The following is a 20959-nucleotide window of genomic DNA, read 5'->3' as shown; positions in this document are numbered from 1 at the left end:
CATCGGACGCGAGCAACGCGACGTTACCGACGCGTAGATCGTCAGCGATTTGCAGGCAACCGCGGTCCCCCGGTCTGCCTCGGCGTTCTCCGATGCGTGACATACTCGCTGGCATGCCTACACCCCACTCTGCCGTCCTGGTCGAGGGAATCCGCAAGTCCTTCGGTGAAGTGCAGGCGCTCAGGGGGGTCAACTTCGAGGTGCCTCGCGGCACCGTGCTCGGAATCCTCGGCCCCAACGGCGCTGGCAAGACGACAACGGTCAACGTGCTGTCCACCCTGCTGCGCCCGGATTCGGGGCGCGCGCTGGTCGCCGGTCACGACGTCGTCACCCAGGCACCGGCGGTGCGGCGATCGATCATGATGACCGGCCAGTACGCGGCGCTCGACGAGCAGTTGACGGCACGGGAGAACCTCGTGCTTTTCGGGCGTCTGATGGGACTCAACCGCCAGTCCGCCAAGGCACGCGCCGAGGAACTGCTGCGCCAGTTCGACCTCGAGTACGCGGCCGAGCGCAAGGTCGCAGGCTACTCGGGCGGTATGCGCCGACGCGTCGACATCGCGTGCGGGCTGGTGACCCGGCCCGAGGTGGTCTTCCTCGACGAGCCGACGACCGGCCTCGACCCGCGCAGCCGGCAGGGCGTCTGGTCGCTCGTCTCGACGCTCAAGGAGCAGGGCATCACCATCCTGCTGACCACGCAGTACCTCGAAGAGGCCGACGTGCTCAGCGACAACATCGTCGTCATCGACCGGGGCACGGTGATCGCGGAGGGCACCGCCGACCAGCTCAAGGAACGCACCGGCGGCAGCTACTGCGAGGTCGTGCCGCTCCGGCTGGCGGACCTGCCGCGCGTGCACGCGGTGCTGACCAGCCTGGTGCCGCCGGAGTACGTCACCGCGACCGGCCACGATCGGCTGTCGATCCCCGCCCAGTACGGCGCGCAGACGCTCGCCGAGGTGCTGCGCCGGCTCGACATCTCCCGGATCCCCCTCGCCGACATCGCGCTGCGGCGGCCGTCGCTCGACGACGTGTTCCTTGCACTGACCGGTCAGCCGGCCGCCGAAGAGAGCGAAGCATCATGACCGCCATCGCTGCGCGCGCAGCACAGTCGGACGAGACCCCACCCGAGCCACAGTCCAAGGCCGTGGCCCGCGTCGGCCGGCACCGTCGGCCGGAACTGTCGGCAACCGGACAGTGGCTCGCCCTGACCGGCCGCAACGTTCGCGGCATGTGGACGAGTGGGCAGCTGTTCATCGCGATCCTCGCACCGGCGATCTTCACGATCGGCTTCTACCTGCCGCTGCGCTTCGTGATGAAGTTCCAGGGCATCGACTACGCCCAGTTCGTGATGCCGATCATCGTGCTGCAGGCGATGGCCTTCACCGCCATCTCCGCCGCGGGCAAGGCCGCACTCGAAGCCGTCAACGGCATGAACGCGCGGTTCCAGACGATGCCCATCTTCGCCGGCGTCCCCTTGGCGTCCCGGATGACGGCGTCGTTCGTGCACTGCACCATCTCGCTGATCGCCGCACTCGTCTACGGCCACATCATCGGATTCCGGTTCACCGGCGGCATCGGCAACGCCACGCTGTTCGTGGCGATGTCACTGGCGATCGCGATGACGCTGTCGCTGGGCGGCGACCTGATCGGCACGCTGAGCAAGAGTCCCGAGATGACCAGCCAGGCGTTGACGTTGCCGCAGCTGATCCTCGGCATGTTCTCGGCCGGCTTCGTTCCGGTCTCGCAGTTCCCCTCGTGGTCCCAGGCGTTCGTTCGCAACCAGCCGATCTCCCAGTTCGCGATCTCGATGCGCGCGATCGCCGACGGCTCCGTGACGATGCATCTGATGACGCCCGCCGTGCTGTGGTGTCTGGGGCTCTTCGCGGTGATCGCTCCGCTGACCGTGTGGGCGAACGTGAGGCGCAAATGACCACCGCACCCACCCACGAGCGGCGCGAAGACGCCCCGATCACCGAGATCACCTTCCACGAGACCACCGAGGTGTATCCGGAGGACTCCCGGCAGGCACTGGTCACGCACAGCCTGCTGCAGACGCAGCGGCTGTTGACCCGGTGGCTCCGCGACCCGTACACGATGCTGCAGGCGATCGTGTATCCGTCGCTGATGCTGATCATGTTCAACGCCGTGCTGGGGATCTCGGTCACCAAGGCCACCGGCGTCAACAGCGTGTACGGCTACGCACCGATGATCGCGCTGGTCGGCTCGATGTTCGGTTCCATCGCCAGCGGCATGCAGCTGAAGATGGAGTGGCGCCGCGGCCTGCTCAGCCGATTCTGGATCCTGCCGGTCCATCGGGCGTCGGGCCTGGTCAGCCGGCTACTGGCAGAAGCGGTCCGCATCCTGCTGACGACAGTGCTGATTCTGACGGTCGGATTCGCCCTCGGGTTCCGCTTCAACCAGGGCCTCATCGCCGGGTTCGCAATGATCTGCGTGCCACTGCTGATGGGTCTGGGGTTCGCGACCATGGTCACCGCGCTGTCGGTGAGCGCCGCCAAACTGCCCCTCGTGGAACTGCTTTCCCTGGTGTGCTCGCTGCTGATGTTCTTCAACTCCGGCTTCGTCCCCACCGCGGCGTACCCGACCTGGCTGCAGGGCTTCGTCGAGAACCAGCCGATGTCCACGGCCATCGACGCGATGAAGGGGCTGAGCCTGGGCGGTCCGGTCGCCGAACCGCTGATCAAGACCACACTGTGGGCCGTCGGGATGATCGCGCTCTTCACCTGGCCCGCGGTCCGCGGCTACCGCAAGGCGGCCGGCACCCCCATCTGATCCCATCCGATCCGTCCCGGGGACGGCGTGACCGATATTCACCTACGCACCACCCGAACACCGCGCTCGACGAAAAGGGCCCCACCGCATCGCGGTGGGGCCCTTTCTGTGCCCGGGTGTCAGCCCCGCTCGCGCAGGATCCCGTCGAGCACGGGCCCGATCTGCGCCAGCGCCCGCGGCGTCGTCATTCCGTTGTGGTCGGAATCGACGTCGTGGATGACGGTGGCCCCGACGAACTCGGACCACTGTGCAGCCCCGTCGAGGTGGCCGAGGTCCCCGCGCCGGGCGGCGAAGAAGTCCACCCGTCCGTCGTACCGCTGCGGGGCGTACGCCTCGATGAGGTCCCCGGCGCGCCCGGCGCTGGCGAGGATCCGGTCGAGGTCCGCCGCGGTCAACGAGGCCGGGAAGCCCGGCACCGCCTGCAGCAGTTCCAGCAGCCGCTGCGGGGTCAGCTCCGCCGGATCGGGCCCGAGATCGATGCCGAACCCGAGTCCGGCGACGACCTCGCCCATGTTGTCCGCGGCCGCGACCGATCCGACCTCGACGAGGTCGCGGAAGCTGTCGAGCATGACGAGGGACTCCACCCGCTCGCCCAGTGCCCGCAGCCGGACGGCCATCGCGTGCGCGACGACACCACCGAACGACCAGCCAAGCAGGTGGTACGGGCCCTCCGGCTGGACCGCGCGGATCTGCTCGACGTACAGCTCCGCGATGTCCTCGATCGTGTCGGGCAGGACCCCACCGGACAGTGCCGGCGACTGGATGCCGTACACCGGGCGGTCCGCGGACAGGTGCTGCGCGAGCCCGCCGTACGACCAGGACAGGCCGACGAACGGGTGCACGCAGAACAGCGGCGGCTGCGACCCGGCGCTGCGCAGCGGCAGCATCACCTGCAGGGCGGCCTCGCCCTCGGTCGATCCGGCGCGGGCGGCGTCGATGCGTTCGGCGATGCGGCGCGGGGTCGGGTCGGTGAACATCCACTGCAGCGGCACGCGCACCCCGGCTCGGTCGCCGACCATGGCGACCAGGCGGGTGGCGAGCAGCGAGTGGCCACCGAGATCGAAGAAGCCGTCGTCGATGCCGACGCCCTCGGCACCGAGCACCTCCTCGAACGCCTCGACGACGATCCGTTCGGTCGGTGTGCCGGGAGCGACGTACGGCGCCCGCTCCGCGAACTGGGGTTCCGGCAGTGCCTTGCGGTCGATCTTGCCTGCGCCGGTCAGCGGGATCTCGCTGATCGGCACGATCGCCGCCGGGACCATGTACGCGGGCAGCCCCTCCCCGACGAACGCGGTGAGCGTCACCGGGTCGACTTCGGCACCGTCCACGGGCAGCACGTATGCGGCCAGCGCGGTCGCGCCGCCGGGACCGGGCACACCGATCACGTGTGCGAATTCCACGCTCGGGTGCGCGGTCAACGCCGACTCGATCTCGCCGAGCTCGATCCGGAAACCACGGACCTTCACCTGGAAGTCGGAGCGACCCAGGTAGTCGACGATCCACCGATCGTCGCCGTCGCCGGGGATCCACTGCGCGACGTCGCCGGTCCGGTACATCCGCTCGCCGGGTGCACCGAACGGGTTTGCCACGAACCGCTCGGACGTGAGACCCGCGCGGCGGTGGTAGCCACGGGCCAGCGACGTGCCGAACACGTACAGCTCGCCGGGAACACCGGCGGGTACCGGCCGCAGCTGCCGGTCGAGGATGACGGCTCCGACGCCGGCCAGCAGGCCACCGATCGTGACGTGTTCCCCGGACTGCAGTCCTCCGGTGGCGGTGACCCAGATCGTCGTTTCGGTCGGACCGTACGCGTTGACGAACGTCCGGCCGGGTGCCCACCGGGTCACCAGGTCCGCGGGGCACGCCTCGCCACCGACCACCACGACCCGGAGTTCGTCGAGTCCGTCGGGGTCGACGGACGCCAGCGAACCGGGCGTCATGAAGGTGTGGGTGACGTGCTGCTTGCGGATCAGGTCGGCCAGGTCGGCGCCACCGAACACCGACGCCGGCGCCACGACCATCGTCGCGGCCGATCCGAACGCCATCAGGTATTCGAGCACGGACGCGTCGAAGCTCGGCGAGATCACGTGCAGCACCCGGTCGCCGGCCTCGATGTGGAAGCGCGTGCGCGCCTCTTCGGCGGTGGTGAACAGGTCGCGGTGGGTGACCACGACGCCCTTCGGCAGGCCCGTCGATCCGGAGGTGTAGATCATGTACGCCGCCGAGGCCGGGCGCACCGGGTGGGTGCGGTCGGCATCGGTGATCGGGGCCGAGGCCGTCTCCCCGAGCCGCGCCGCAACGTCGGCGTCGTCCAGGACGATCCACGGCAACCCGGCGTGCGGGCCGTCGCGGTGGGCACCGATCGTCAACCCGAGCACTGCACCGGAGTCGGTGAGCATGTGCTCGATGCGATCCGCCGGGTAGCTCGGGTCGATCGGCAGGAACGTGGCCCCTGCCTTCGCGGTCGCCCAGATCGCGGTGACCGATTCGATCGACCGGGACAGCGCGATCGCGACGACGCTCTCGGTACCGACACCGGATTCGAGCAGCAGCCGGGCGACCCGGTTCGACCGCTCGTCGAGGTCCCGATACGTCAGCGCCTCGTCGCCCTCGATCAGGGCGAGCGCGGTCGGATCCACGGCGACGGCGGCGGCGAGCACGTCCGGCAGGCTGCGGAACCCGTGGCCCTGCGGGCCGTGGGCCGGCACCAGCTCGGCGCGGTGCGCCGGGTCCAGCAGGTCCAGCGACGCCAGTGCCGTGTGCGGAGCCCGGGCGAACGCCTGGACCGCACGGGTCACGAACCCGAGGACCTCCTGCGCCCGGTCCACCGAGACGACGCCGTCGAGGAACTTCAGGCGCAGCGCCAGCGTGCCGTCGTACTCCGCGACCAGTGCCAACGGGTAGTGCACCGAGTCGCTGCCGGACATTCCCGCAACGGTCATGCCGTCGATGTCGCCGCCCCCGGCGCCACCGGCGTCCGGGTACGACTCGAACACCGCGAGGGTGTCGAACACCGTGCCCTGGCCGGCGACGGACTGGATCTCCGCCATCCCGACGTAGTGGTGGTCGAGCAGGTCGGCCTGCTCCCCCTGCAGCCGCGACAGCAGCTGCGTCACGGACTCGGTCACGTCGAGCCGCACCCGAACCGGCAGCGTGTTGATGAACAGGCCGATCATCTCTTCGACGCCGTCGATCTGCGGCGGACGGCCGGAGACGGTGGCGCCGAAGGTGACGTCCTCGCGTCCGGTCAGGGTCGCGACGACCAGCGCCCACGCGGCCTGCACGACGGTGTTCATGGTGAACCCGTGTTCGCGGCCGAGAGCGACCAGCGCGTCGGACAGCTCGGTGTCGAGGTGGGCGGCGAGCTCGTGCGAGTCGCCGAGTTCGTCGCCGCTGTCACCGATCACCATGGTCGGCTCGTCGCTGCCCTCGAACGCGGTCCGCCACGCCTCGAGCGAGTGCGCGCGGTCCTGCCGGGACAGCCAGGCCAGGAAATCCCGGTACTGACGGGCCGGCGGCAGGTGCGTCGCGTCGCCACGGGTGGCGTACAGCGCGAACAGGTCCCGCAACAGCAGCGGCGTGGACCAGCCGTCGAGCAGGGCGTGATGGTTGAGGAGCATCAGCCGGTACTCGTCGTCGGCAAGCTTGACCAGGGTGAACCGGATCAGGGGCGCCGAGGCGAGGTCGAAGCCCTCGCTGCGGTCCGCGGCCAGCAACTCGGTCAGCGCCGCGTCCCGCTCGGTGACCGGGACCGAGGTCAGGTCGACGGTGCGCCACGGCAGGGTGACGGTGCGCTGAACGATCTGTGCGCCGACGCCGCCCTCGTAGCTGAAGGCAACCCGCAGGTTCGGGTACCGGTCGAGCAGCGCCTGCCCGGCCGCCCGGATCCGGTCGGCGTCCACCGTGCCGGTCAGGGTCAGCATCATCTGGACCTGGTAGTAGTCCGTGTCGTCGCCGGCCAGTTGAGACTGGTACAGCAGGCCGTCCTGCAGCGGCGAGAGCGACCAGACGTCGGACATTTCCGGGTACTGCGCCTCCCACTTCTCGATCTGCCGCTGGTCGACGGTGACCAGTTCGAAGTCGGACGGAGTGCGGCCGCCGGCGTCGGGACGGTCGGCGTGCGCGGCCAGTGCCGTCAGCGCCTCGACCCACAGGTCCGCGAACCGCTGCACCTCGTCACGGCCGAGCAGTCCGGTCGCGTACGACCAGGTGGCCACCAGCTTCGCGCCGGACGGGGTGCCCACCGCGATCGCGTTGACGTCCAGCACCGCGGGCACGGCCATGTCGTCGTTGCGGGCGCCGGCCAGGTTGACCTGCGAACCCTCGCCTGCCTGCTGCTCGTCGGACACCGAGCTCTGCTCGTCGGACATCGAGCTCTGCTCGTCGGACACCGTGCCGCGCCGGCCCAGGTAGTTGAAGCCGATCTGCGGCGCCGCGAACCCGCCGAGGACCTCGGCGGTCTCGGGGTTGAGCCGGCTGAGCAGGCCGTAGCCGATGCCGTGGTCGGGAACCGCGAGCAGCTGTTCCTTGACCGCCTTCACCGCGACGCCGAGGTCGGCGCCGCCGGTGAACGCGGCCGTGAGGTCCACGCCCGACAGGTCGAGGCGGACCGGGACCTGGGTGGTGAACCAGCCGACGGTGCGCGAGAGGTCCGCACCGGGCAGCACCTGCTCCTCGCGGCCGTGGCCCTCGAGGTTGACCAGTGCGGTCGGCTCGTCGACGCCACGCTCGGCGCGCCAGGTGACGAGCGCCATCGCGAGCGCGGTGAGCAGTCCGTCGTTGGCGGTGCCGTGGAACTTGCGCGGCAGCACGGTGAGCACCGTCTCGGCGATCTCGGCCGGGACCTCGACGTGCAGGTCCTCGACGGTGGCGACGACGTCGCGGGCCGTATCGAGCGGTCGCGACCCGAGGTCCGGGTCCGGGCCCTCGAGGATGCCGCGCCAGATGTCCAGTTCGGCGACCCGGCGCTCGGACCGGGCCTCGTCGACGAGGCCGTGCGCCCAGCGCCGCGCGGAGGTGCCGACGGGGGCGAGCTCGATCGACTGACCGTGCGCGAGCTGACCCCACGCGGCGACCAGGTCGCCGCTGAGGATCGGCCAGGACACGCCGTCGATCGCGAGATGGTGCACGAGCAGCATCAGCTGACCGGGCGCCTGCTCGTCGGCGGGAACGAACCACACCGCCTGCAGCATCACGGCGCGGGCCGGGTCGAGCCGGTCCGCGGCCGCGTCCAGTTCCGGTGCCGCGGCGGCGACGAAGTCGTCCGCGTACGACACCGTGTGCACGAGGTCCGCGGCGTCGACGGTGCCGGCCTCGAGAACCTCGAGGGCCCCGACACCGTCGGTGACGGTCAGCCGGGCGCGCAGCATGTCGTGGTGGTCGAGCACCGCCTGCACCGCGCCGGTCAGGTGGGTGAGGTCGACGTCCCGCGGCAGCGTCAGGATCTCGGCCTGCGAGAACCGGTCGTAGCTGCGGCCGTGCTCGATCATCCAGTGCCCGATGGGCGAAAGCGGGATCTCGCCGACACCGCCGCCGGGCAGTTCCTCGAGCACCTCGAGTTCGACGCTGGCGGCCGCCGCGGCCAGCGCCGCCACGGTCCGATGCTCGAACACCATCTTCGGGGTCAGGACGATGCCTGCGGCCTTGGCGCGGGCGACCAGCTGGATGGACAGGATGCTGTCGCCGCCGAGCGCGAAGAACGAGTCGTCCACGCCGACCGAGTCGAGGCCGAGGAGCTGCGCGAACAGGTCGCAGAGCACCTTCTCGGTCTCGGTCCGCGGCGCCCGCGACGTGCGGACACGCGCCGCGAAGTCGGGCGCGGGCAGCGCCTTGCGGTCGAGCTTGCCGCTGCGGTTGAGCGGGAACTCGTCGAGTCCGACGAACACCGCGGGGACCATGTAGTCCGGCAGACGTCGGCCGAGCGCCGCGATCAGCGCCGCCTCGTCGACGACCGCACCCGGGGTCGGCACCACGTAGCCGACGAGCAGCTGCTGGCCGGGGTTGTCCTCCCGTACCAGCACCGCCGCCTGCGCGACGGTGTCCTGCTCGTGCAGCACCGCCTCGATCTCGCCGAGCTCGATCCGCAGACCACGCAGCTTGACCTGGAAGTCGGCGCGGCCCAGGTAGTCCAGCTCGCCGGAGTTGCTCCAGCGCACCAGGTCACCGGTCCGGTACATCCGGGAACCGCTGTCGCCGAACGGGTTCGCGACGAACCGGTCCGCCGTCTGGCCGAACATGGCGCCGTAGCCGCGGCCGACGGCGATGCCGCCGACGTACAGCTCGCCGGCCACCCCGATCGGAGTCGGCCGGAGCCGGTCGTCGAGCACGAACAGCTCGACCCCGGGGATCGGCGAACCGATCGGCACGGCGCCGCGCTCGTCGCGACCCACCTCGTGGAAGGAGACGACGTCCGACGCCTCGGTCGGGCCGTAGCTGTTGAACACCCGCAGTCCGCCGTCGATCAGCGCGCGCAGCGGCGTCAGCTTGACGGCCTCGCCGCCGAGGAACAGCATCTTCAGCCCCGCCAGCACGCCCGCGGCGTCGGCGTCGACGACCGCCTCGAACGCGGACGGCGACATGTTCGCCACCGCAACCGCGTTGGCGGCGATGATGCCGAGGATGGCCGCCGGGTCGAAGCCCTCCCCCGCCAGATGGACGGTGGCACCGGACGCGAGCGCGGCCCACACGTTCTTCTGGGTCAGGTCGAAGCTCGGCGACGACGCGACGAGCACACCGTCTCCGGCGGACAGGTCGAGTTCGCTGCGATACCAGTCGACGGTGTTGGCGATACCGGCCATCGGCACCAGGGTCGGCTTCGGCCGCCCGGTGGAACCCGAGGTGGAGATCACGTAACCGAGGCGCGCGCCGGCACCCGGCTCGGACCACACGTCGGCGGGAGCCGCCGTCTCGCCGACCTCCTGCGCGTCCACCACCAGGACGGTGGCGTCGGCGAGGGTGTCACCGGGGCCCGCGGCCGCGATCCACTCCGCTGTCGCGACCAGCGCACGGGCGCCGGTGTCGGCGAGCAGGGCGGCGATTCGGTCCACCGGGTGCGCCGGGTCGACCGGGGCGTATCCCGCTCCGACCTTCCACGCCGCGAGCATGCCGACGATCCAGTCGACCGACCGGCCCAGCGCCAGCGCGACCACGTCGTCGCGACCCGCACCCGCCGAGGACAGTTGCGCGGCAAGGGCGTTCGCGCGTTCGTCCAGGTCGCGGTAGGACAGCGCCAGGTCACCGTCGACGACGGCTGCCGCATCCGGGCTCCGGGCGACCTGTGCAGCGACCAGGCCGAGCAGCGTGGCCTCCCCGACCGCGGAGCCGGCACCACGGCCGAACTCCGCAACCCGGGCGCGTTCCTCGGCACCGAGCAGGTCCACGTCGCCGAGGCGCACCGCCGGGTTCGCCGACACCTGCGCGAGCACGCGCAGGAACCGGTCCGCGAAACCGCGGACGGTGGACGCGTCGAACAGGTCGGTGGCGTAGCTCAGCGACGCCGCGATCTCCGCGGGCGCACCGTCCTCACGGTAGGTCTCCTGCAGGCCGAGGGTCAGGTCGAACTTCGCCGGTTCCGGACCCGATTCGACGGCGGCGACCGTCAGGCCGGGCAGCTCGAAGCTCGCCTGCTCCAGGTTCTGGAACGTGAGCATCACCTGGAACAGCGGAGAGTGCGCGGTCGACCGCTCCGGGTCGAGCACCTCGACGAGCCGCTCGAACGGGATGTCGGTGTTGCCGAACGCCCCGAGGTCGCTTTCGCGGACCGCTTCGAGCAGGTCGGCGAACGTGATGTCCGGGTCGACCTGGGCGCGCAGCACGAGCGTGCCGACGAACATGCCGACCAGGTCGTCGAGCGCGGCGTCGCCGCGGCCCGCGGAGGGGGTGCCGACGGCGATGTCGGTGGTTCCCGACAGCCCGGCGAGCAGCACCGACAGGGCGGCGTGCATCACCATGAAGACGCTGGCGCCGCCGGCGCGGGCCACCTCGACCAGGGCACGGTGCGTGTCGGCGTCGACGCTGAACTCGACGGTGTCGCCGGCCAGGGACTGCACCGGCGGCCGCGGCCGGTCGGTGGGCAGTTCCAGCTGCGTCGGCAGGTCGTCGAGCGCCTCCCGCCAGTACGCGATCTGCTGTGCAGCGAGGGACTGCGGATCGCTCTCGTCGCCGAGGACCTCCCGCTGCCAGATCGCGAAGTCGGCGTACTGCACCGGCAGTTCGGTCCACTGCGGCGGCAGGCCCGCGGTCCGCGAGCCGTAGGCGACCATGACGTCACGCGCGAGCGGTGCCATGGACGACCCGTCGCCGGCGATGTGGTGCACGACCACGACCAGGACCCGGTCGCTCGGCCCGGTCTCGAACAGGGCGATTCGCAGCGGCGGGGCGACGGTGACGTCGAATCCACCGGACGCGAAGTCGACCACCGCGGCGAGCAGGTTGTCCTCGGAGACGGGACGCGGCGCCAGTGCCGGCATCACCTCGTCGGCCGGCAGCACCACCTGGTACGGCTCGCGGCCGACCGCCGGGTACACGGTCCGCAACGTCTCGTGCCGGTCGACGACGTCGGCGACGGCGCGAGCGAGCGCCGCGACGTCGAGGTCGCCGGACAGCCGGACGGCCAACGGGATGTTGTAGGCCGCCGAGTCGGTGTCGAACTGGTTGAGGAACCACATGCGCCGCTGCGCCAGTGAGAGCGGGATCCGCTGCGGACGGGTCGCAGGCACCAGCGCGGGGCGCGAGACGCCCTGCGTGCGAACCGAGTCCACGTACGCGGCCAGTGCGGCGACGGTCGGGGCGTCGAACACCTGGCGCACACCGAGGGTGGAACCGAGCACGGCACCGACACGGGCGGTGACCCGCGTTGCGGACAGCGAGTTGCCACCGAGGTCGAAGAAGCTGTCCGTCGAGCCGACGCGTGCAACTCCGAGCACCTCGGCGAACACGCCGGCGACGATCTCCTCGGTCGCGGTCCGCGGCGGCACGAATCCACCGGTGACCGTGACGATCTCGGGCTCCGGCAGCGCCCGGGTGTCGAGCTTGCCCGCCGGGGTCGTCGGCAGCTCGTCGAGCACCACGATCGCGGACGGGACCATGTACGCGGGCAGGGTCCGGGCGATGTGCTCGGACACCGCGGCGACCCGGATGTCGGCGCCCGGAGCCCCGAGCACGTACGAGACCAGATGGGTCTCGCCGGACTCGGCGACGTGACCGGCGGTGTGCGCGAAGTCGATTCCCGGGTAGGACGCCAGCGCCGCGTTGATCTCGCCGAGTTCGATGCGGAAGCCACGCACCTTGACCTGGGAGTCGGACCGGCCGAGGTACTGCAGCCGCAGCGCGGAGCCCTCCCCGGTCCACCGGACCACGTCACCCGTGCGGTACATCCGGGCACCGGCGACATTCCCCGTCGCTCCGCTCGCCCCGACCGCGAACGGGTTGGCCACGAAGCGGTCCGAGGTCAGCCCGGCCCGCGCGTGGTAGCCACGGGCCAGTTCCGGGCCTGCGACGTACAGCTCGCCGGGCACGCCGACCGGCACCGGCCGCAGCCGGGCGTCGAGCACCAGCGCCTCGACACCCACCGTGGGTGTACCGATCGCGACCGGCTCGCCGGCGACCATCGGGCCGTCGATCACGACTGCGATCGTCGACTCGGTCGGCCCGTACATGTTGAACATCGCACGGCCGCGCGCCCAGCGCTCGGCGAGTTCGGGCGGGCAGGCGTCGCCGCCGGTGCCGACCATCTCCAGCCGGTCCAGCGCACTCTCGTCCAGGGACGCGAGGGCGGCCGGGGTGATGAAGGCGTGGGTGACCTCCTGGTCCCGCATCAGCGCCGTCAGCTCGGCACCACCGAAGACCTCCGGCGGGGCGATGACCAGGGCCGCGCCCGAGCCGAAGGCCATCAGGTACTCGATGATCGACGCGTCGAAGCTCGGCGTGGTCACGTGCAGCACACGGGACGCCGGGGTGATCGCGCAGCGGGTGCGCACGTCCGCGGCCAGGTTGTGCAGGCCCTGGTGGGTGACCGCGACACCCTTGGGCAGACCCGTCGAACCCGAGGTGTAGATCAGGTACGCGGCGTTGCGGACGTCGAGCGGGGCGGTGCGCTCGGCGTCGGTGATCGGTGCGTCCGACTGCCCGGCCCATTCGGCGGCGAAGTCCGCGTCGTCGAGCACCAGCCAGTCGATGGAGTCGTCGAACGACTCGCGGTGCGTGCGGACCGTGATGCCGATCGGGGCACCCGAGTCGGTGAGCATGTGCGCGATCCGGTCCGCCGGGTAGTTCGGGTCCACCGGCAGGAACGCGGCGCCGGACTTGGCGACCGCCCACACCGCGGTGACGGACTCGATGGACCGGGACAGCCCGAGGGCCACGAAGCTCTCCGGTCCGACGCCGCGGTCGACGAGGATCCGGGCGAGTCGCGTCGAGCGCTCGTCGAGTTCGCGGTAGCCGACCGTCACGTCGCCGAAGGCGATCGCGGTGGCGGCCGGATCCTGTGCGGCGGCCGCGGCCAGCAGCTCGGGCAGGGTGCCCACACCGACGGCGGCGGCGCCGCGGACCGGCGCCAGCTGCGCGGCCTCGGCAGCGCCGAGGATCTCGATGTCCCCGACCGGTGCCGACGGGTCGGCGGCGATCGCGTCGAGGATCCGGGCCATCCGCGCGGTGAACAGCTCCACCGTGGCGGCGTCGAAGATGTCGGTGGCGTAGCCGAACCGGGCGGTCATGCCCTCGGCGCGACCGCCGGCGTCGACCCGCTCCGCGTACGACAGTTCCAGGTCGAACTTCTCGACGTGCGTGTCGTCGGCGATGCCGCTGACCGTCAGCCCGGGCAGCTCGAACCGTTCCTCGCCGATGTCCTCGGTGGAAAGCACCACCTGGAACAGCGGCGAGTGCGACGTCGAGCGGGCCGGGTCGAGGATGTCGACGAGCCGCTCGAACGGCAGGTCGGCGTGGGCGAACGCACCCAGGTCCACCTCGCGGGCCTGCTCGAGCAGCGCATCGAAACCGCGGGCGGCATCCACCTCGGTGCGCAGCACCAGGGTGTTGACGAACATGCCGACGAGGTCGTCGAGGGCACGTTCGCCGCGACCGGCGATCGGGGTGCCGACCGCGATGTCGGAGGTACCGGACAGCCGGGCGAGCAGCACCGCGAGCGCGGAGTGCATCACCATGAACAGCGTGGCGCCGTTGTCCTTGGCGATCGCCCGCAGTCGCTCGTGCGTCTGCGCGGTGATCTCGAACTCGGCGGTCGCGCCCTGCTGGGTGCGGTCCGCCGGGCGCGGCCGGTCGGTCGGCAGCGCCAGCACCTCGGGCACCCCGGCCAGGGCGCCGGTCCAGTACGCCACCTGTTCCGCCGCGAGGGACTGCGGGTCGTCCTCGGCGCCGAGCAGGTCCCGCTGCCACAGCGTGTAGTCCGCGTACTGCACCTCGAGCGGCGCCCAGCCGGGCTCCTCACCCGTCGAGCGGGCGAGGTAGGCGACCATGACGTCGCGGGCCAGCGGCGCCGTCGACGATCCGTCACCGGAGATGTGATGGACGACGAACGCGAGCACGTGCTCGTCCGCCGCGATCCGGAACAGCGCGACCCGGACCGGGGCCTGCGCGGTCACGTCGAACGGCGTGACCGCGAATTCGCCCACCACCGAGACGATCTCGTCGGCGGCGACGTCGATCGGGGTCAGCTCGGTGACGACCTCGTCGACGCCGAGGATCACCTGGTGCGGGCCGTCCGCCGAGTCGGGGAACACCGTGCGGATCGACTCGTGGCGAGCGACGACGTCCCGGACCGCGGCGGCCATGGCGGCGACGTCGAGGTCACCGGACAGCCGCACCGCGAGCGGGATGTTGTACGCCGCCGAGTCGGTGTCGAACCGGTTGAGGAACCACATCCGCTGCTGTGCGAGCGAGAGCGGGATCCGCTCCGGACGCGGGCGCGGCGCGAGCGCAGGCCGGGCGTGGCCGGCACCGGCACGTTCGACCTGCTGCGCGAGACCGGCGACGGTCGGCGCGTCGAACAGCGCGCGGACGCCGAGGGCGGTTCCGAGCGCGGCGTTGACGCGCGCGATCACCCGCGTCGCGACCAGCGAGTTGCCGCCGAGTTCGAAGAAGCTGTCGGTGGCGCCGACCCGGTCGAGGCCGACGACCTCCGCGAACACCGCCGCGACGATCTCCTCGACGGGGCCACGCGGCGCCACGTAGGCGGCCTGGTCGACCTCGATGTGCGGGGCGGGCAGGGCGCGGCGATCCAACTTGCCGCTGGCGTTCAGCGGCATCTCCTCCAGCGCGACGAACGCCGCCGGGACCATGTAGCTCGGCAACCGCTGCGCCAGGTGCGCCTTGAGCTCGGCCGGGTCGATGATGTCGGCGGTGCCGACGGGCTCGACGCCTCCGCCGACGACGTACGCCACCAGCTGGTCGCCGGTGTGCGGGTCGCTGTGCAGCACCACGACGGCCTGCTCGACCCGCGGGTGCGCCAGCAGCGCCGACTCGATCTCGCCGAGCTCGATACGAAGGCCGCGCAGTTTCACCTGGAAGTCGGTGCGGCCCAGGAACTCCAGCTGCCCGTTCGCATTCCAGCGCACCAGGTCGCCGGTGCGGTACAGGCGGGACCCATTGCCCTCGAACGGGTTCGCGACGAACCGGTCCGCCGTCAGGTCGGGACGGCCGACGTAGCCGCGGGCCAGCTGGTCGCCACCGTGGTACAGCTCACCGGCGACGCCGACGGGCACCGGCTGCAGGCGTGCGTCGAGCACGTAGGCGGTGGTGTTCCAGACACCGCGGCCGATCGGGACGATCCACTCGCCGGCCTCGGCGGCGTCGAACGCTGTCGTGGTGATCGCGGCCTCGGTCGGACCGTAGGTGTTCTCCACGGCGGTACCGAGATCGGCGATCTTCCGCGCGGTCTGCGGGGTCAGTGCCTCGCCACCGGCGAGGATGTGCCGCATCGAGGCGGGCACCCCCATGTCGGGGCTGGCGAGCAGCATTTCGAGCAGCGACGGCACGAACTCGGCGATGGTGATGCCCTCGGCGGCCATCACCTCGGTCAGGTACTCGGGGTCGCGGTGCCCGTCGGGGCGCAGCACGACCACCCGGCCACCGACCTGCAGCGCGGCGAAACACTCCCACACCGACACGTCGAAGGTGATCGGCGCCTTCTGCATCACCCGGTCGTCGGCGGTCATGCCGAAGTGGGCGTGCATCCAGCGGGTCTGGTTGGTGATCGCGGCGTGCTCGACCGCGACGCCCTTCGGCCGCCCGGTCGAGCCGGACGTGTAGATGACGTACGCGGTGTTCTCCGGACGCAGCGGAGCGATCCGCTCGGCGTCGGTGACCGGCGACGCGTCCCGACCGGAAAGGTCGAGGGTGTCGACGTACAGCACGGTGCGGTCGGCGGGCAGATCCACACCGTCCGTGGTGGTGGTCAGCACGATTCGCGGATCGGCGGACGCGAGCACGTCGGCGGTGCGCTCGGCCGGGTGGTCCGGGTCGAGAGGCAGGTACGCGCCACCGGTCTTGACGATCGCGTACATGCCGATCATCAGGTCCAGCGAGCGACGCATCGCGAGGCCGACCAGGCTCTCCGGTCCGACACCGGCGTCGATGAGCTCCCGCGCCAGTCGGTTCGCGGCGGCGTCGAACTCGGCGTAGGTGAGCTGCTCTCCCCCGAACAGCACCGCGACCCGGTCCGGGGTGCGGGCCACCTGTTCGTCGAACAACGACACGAGCGTCGCGGGTGCGAGCTCGGTCGCGGTCTCGTTCCACGTCCGCAGCACCTGCGCGCGCTCCGCCGGGGCGAGCACGTCGACGTCCCCGACCCGCAGCGACGGGTCGGCGACGGCGGCGTCGAGGATCCGCACGAACCGCTCGGCGAACCCGGCGACCGTCGACTCGTCGAACAGGTCGGTCGCGTAGGTGAAGTACGCGTACATGCCGTCCGGTGCGCCGGCCTCGCCGACGCCCTCGCCGACCGTCAGGTCGAGGTCGAACTGTGTGACCTCGGCACCCGGGTCGAGGGCGCTGATGGTCAGGCCGGGCAGCTCGAACTCGGCCCGGTCCTGGTTCTGCAGCGACAGCGACACCTGGAACAGCGGGTGGTGCGCGGTCGAGCGGGTCGGGTTCAGCACGTCGACGAGCCGCTCGAACGGCACGTCGGTGTGCCCGAACGCGCCGAGATCGGAGTGCCGGACGCGGGCGAGCAGGTCCGCGAACGTGTCGTCACCGTCGACCTGTGCCCGCAGCACGATCGTGTTGACGAACATGCCGACGAGATCGTCGAGCGCGGCCTCGCCGCGGCCACCGATCGGAGTGCCGATCGCGATGTCGGTCTCCCGGGTCAGGCGCGAGAGCAGCACCGTCAGTGCCGTGTGCAACACCATGAAGGGGGTGGCGCCGTGCGCGGTCGCCACCTCGTGCACGGCCCGGCGGGTGTCCTCGCCGATCGAGAACATGTGGCGTCCGCCGCGCATCGACTGCTCGGCCGGCCGCGGCCGGTCGGTGGGCAGGTCCAGCGCATCCGGCAGCCCGGCGAGCGCGGTGGTCCAGTAGTCGACCTGCTGCGCGGCGAGGGACTGCGGGTCGTCCTCGGACCCGAGCAGCGCGCGCTGCCAGATCGCGAAGTCCGCGTACTGCACCGGAAGCGGAAGCCACTGCGGCGCAATCCCGTTGACGCGGGAGGTGTACGCGATCATGACGTCCCGCGCGAGCGGCGCCATGGACATGCCGTCGGCGCTGATGTGGTGCACCACCATCACCAGCACGTGCTCGGTGCTTGCGGGTCGTTCCGCAGACTCCACTCCTGCGGCGTCGACGGCGAGCAGCCGGGCCCGCACCGGCGGGGCGGCGGTGACGTCGAAGCCGGTGGACAGCAGGGCGACGACGGCGGCGGCCAGCTCGGCCTCCGCCACCGCGACCGGGGCGAGGTCGAACTCGACCTCGGCGGCCGGGACGACCACCTGGGCCGGGCCGTCGACGGAGTCGGGGAACACGGTCCGCAGCGACTCGTGCCGGACCAGGACGTCGCGCACGGCCGCGGCCAGCGCGTCGGTGTCCAGCTCGCCGGACAGTCGCACCGCCATCGGGATGTTGTAGGCCGGGGATTCCGGATCGAAGCGGCTCAGGAACCACATCCGCTGCTGGGCCAGCGACAGCGGCACCCGGTCGGGGCGCGGGCCCGCGACTAGCGCCGGGCGGTCGGCACGATCGGCGTGCTCGAACCGCTGCGCCAGCTCGGCGACGGTCGGCGCCTCGAACAGGTCCCGGACGCCGACGCGGGCGTCGAGGGCGGCGTTCGCGCGGGCGACCACTCGGGTCGCGACGAGAGAGTTGCCGCCGAGGTCGAAGAAGCTGTCGTGGACACCCACACGCTCGGCGCCGAGCACCTCCGAGAAGACCGCGGCGATCGCCTCCTCCACTGGGGTCCGGGGGGCGACGAACTCGGTTGCCGCGGAGAGGAAGTCCGGGGCGGGCAGAGCGCGGCGGTCCAGCTTGCCGTTCGCGGTCAGCGGGAACTCGTCGAGCACGACGAGCGCCGACGGCACCATGTACGCGGCGAGGAACTCACCGACGAACGCCAGTACCGCATCCGCATCGACGGTGACACCGGCCTCGGGGACGACGTAGCCGACGAGACGGTCACCGGTGTGCTCGTCGGAGCGCACCAGCACCGCGGACGCCGCGACACCCTCGTAGCGCAGCAGCGCCGACTCGATCTCGCCGAGCTCGATCCGGAAGCCGCGCAGCTGCACCTGGAAGTCACTGCGCCCCAGGTACTCCAGCTGACCGTCGGCATTCCAGCGCGCCAGGTCGCCGGTGCGGTACATCCGATCCCCGACGGCAACATTCCCCGTCGCCCCGGTCGCGAACGGGTTCGCCACGAAACGGTCCGACGTCAGGTCGGGGCGACCGAGGTAGCCGCGCGCCAACTGCCCACCGTGGACGTACATCTCGCCGACCACACCGACCGGCGCAGGCTGCAGCCGCGCGTCGAGCACGTACACACCCATGCCCGGCAGGCCGCGACCGATGACGCTGGCCTTCGACTCCCGCGCGAACTCGCGGTCGAGGGACAGGAAGCTCACGTGCACCGTGGTCTCGGTGATGCCGTACATGTTCACCAGGCGCGGAGACTGCTCGTCGTGCCGCTCGTACCACCGTTCGAGCTGGCCGAGGTCGAGGGCCTCGCCACCGAAGATCACGTACCGCAGGCTCAGCTGATCGGAGACAGACCTCTCCCCCTCGCCGGAGACAGACCTCTCCCCTGCAACCCGGTCCGCTTCCGCGAGCTGGTAGAACGCCGACGGCGTCTGGTTGAGCACCGTCACCCGTTCCCGCCGCAGCAGTTCCAGGAACTCCTCCGGCGAGCGCGAGGTCAGGTAGTCGACGATGACGAGTTCGCCGCCGAACAGCAGCGGACCCCACAGCTCCCACACCGAGAAGTCGAACGCGTAGCTGTGGAACATGGTCCACACGTCGGTCTCGTCGAACCCGAACTTGGTCTGCGTGTTCGCCATCAGGGTGAGCACGTCCACGTGCGGCACCACGACGCCCTTGGGGCGACCGGTGGAACCGGACGTATAGATCACGTACGCCGGGTGCTGCGGCGACAACGCCGCAACCCGCTCGGTGTCGGTGACCGGCGCGGCCGACACCTGCGACATCCGCGCCGCCAGCTCCGTGGAGTCCAGGAGCAGCTTCGGAATGTCGTTGTCCGGCAACGAGTCCACGTCCGCGGCGGTGGAGAGCACGACCACCGGCTTCGAGTCGGCAAGCATGTACGCCAGCCGGTCCTGCGGGTAGGTGACATCCACCGGCACGTAGCCGCCGCCGGCCGTGAGCACCGCGAGCAGGGCGACCACCAGGTCGGCGGTACGCGGCATCGCGACCGCAACCATCGACTCCGGCCCGACGCCCTCGGCGATCAGCACGCGGGCGAGTCGGTTCACCCGCTCCGCGAGCTCGCCGTACGACAACCGCTCGCCGGCAGCAACCACCGCGGTGCGGTCCACGTACGCCGCCGCCTGCCGCGCGAACGCGGCGGGCAGCGTGCCCGTCGGCGTCGCGGCACCCGGATCGACCCACGCGGTCAGCACCTGCTCACGCTCGGCCGCACCGAGCACGTCGAGCGCGGCAACCCGCTGGTCCGGCGCGTCCGCGAATGCGGTCAGCACCCGGAGCACCCGGTCGAGCAGGGTCTGCACCTCGGCGGCGGTGTACACGCCGGTCAGGTACTTCAGCTGCAGGTGCAGCCGGTCTGCGACGCTGGCGACCAGGGTCAACGGGTAGTGCGTGGAGTCCATGCCGCGCAGCCCGGTCACCCGCATGCCGTCGATGTCGGCGGCCTGGGCGAGCGCGTCCTGATCCACCGGGTAGGACTCGAACACGGTCAGGGTGTCGAACGACGCCGCGGCGCCGACCGTGTGCTGGATCTGCGACAGGCCCACGTAGTGGTGATCGAGCAGATCGGCCTGTTCGACCTGGATCCGCTCGAGCAGGCCGGTCAGCGTCTCGGCCGGGTCGAGTGCCACCCGCACCGGCAGGGTGTTGATGAACAGACCGATCATCGACTCGACGCCGGGCAGATCCGCGGGACGACCGGAGACGGTCGACCCGAACACCACGTCGGTGCGGGACGTGAGCGCCGACAGCACGATGCCCCAGGCCGCCTGCACGACGGTGTTCAGGGTGACGCCGTGCCTGCGAGCGAGCGCGGTCAGCTCCGCGGTCAGCTCCGCGGACGCGAAACGGGACAGGTCGGTGGACTCCACCGAGCCGTCGCCCTCCCCGAGCGCGAGCAGCGACGGCTCGTCGAGACCGGCGAACGCGTCCTTCCACGCGGCGGTGGAGGCGTCGAGGTCACGGCCGGCCAGCCACGCCAGGAAGTCGCGGTACTCGCCCGCAGGCGGCATCGTCGATGCGTCTCCGCCGGTGGCGTACAGGTACAGCAGATCCTTGAGCAGCAGCGGCGTCGACCAGCCGTCGAGCAGCACGTGGTGGTTGGTCGAGACCATCCGGTACCGGCCCTGGCCGAGGTCGGCGAGCGTGAACCGGATCAGCGGCGCGGTCGCCATGTCGAACCCGCGCGCCCGGTCCTGCCGCAGCAGGTCGGCGAACGCCGCATCGGGATCCGGCGACGCAGCCAGATCGACTGTCTGCCACGGCAGCTCGACCTCGGCGGGAACGATCT

The 20959-nt window shown here is 71.2% G+C and carries 4 protein-coding genes (1 of these 4 cut by a window edge); 3 read left to right on the top strand and 1 reads right to left on the bottom strand.

Translation table 11 applies throughout. The features are described 5' to 3' along the window. Positions 1-113: 113 nt before the first annotated feature. From ACWDUM_RS27555 to ACWDUM_RS27545, 3 genes are read left to right on the top strand one after another with little or no spacing between them, the layout of a single operon-like run. Entirely contained in the window at positions 114-1082 is a 969-nt protein-coding gene (locus ACWDUM_RS27555) for an ATP-binding cassette domain-containing protein (protein ID WP_450114603.1), read from the top strand. Beyond that, positions 1079-1930 (top strand): ABC transporter permease, encoded by an 852-nt coding sequence (locus ACWDUM_RS27550; protein WP_450114604.1) that lies wholly within the window; start codon positions 1079-1081, stop codon positions 1928-1930. The genes ACWDUM_RS27555 and ACWDUM_RS27550 overlap by 4 nt, the downstream gene beginning before the upstream one ends. After that, positions 1927-2790, top strand: a complete 864-nt coding sequence (locus ACWDUM_RS27545; protein WP_450114605.1) for an ABC transporter permease — start codon at positions 1927-1929, stop codon at positions 2788-2790. The genes ACWDUM_RS27550 and ACWDUM_RS27545 overlap by 4 nt, the downstream gene beginning before the upstream one ends. 119 nt (positions 2791-2909) lie before the next feature. Here ACWDUM_RS27545 and ACWDUM_RS27540 read toward each other — a convergent pair whose 3' ends face one another. Next, positions 2910-20959: the 3' end of a non-ribosomal peptide synthase/polyketide synthase gene (locus tag ACWDUM_RS27540; RefSeq protein WP_450136456.1), read on the bottom strand. It continues 25456 nt past the right edge of the window; 18050 of the gene's 43506 nt are visible here — the last part of the coding sequence; the start codon falls outside the window, past its right edge — the gene reads right to left on this strand; its stop codon occupies positions 2910-2912.

The organism is Rhodococcus sp. NPDC003322 (assembly GCF_053589555.1).
This window is presented reverse-complemented; position numbering and strand designations above follow the sequence as displayed.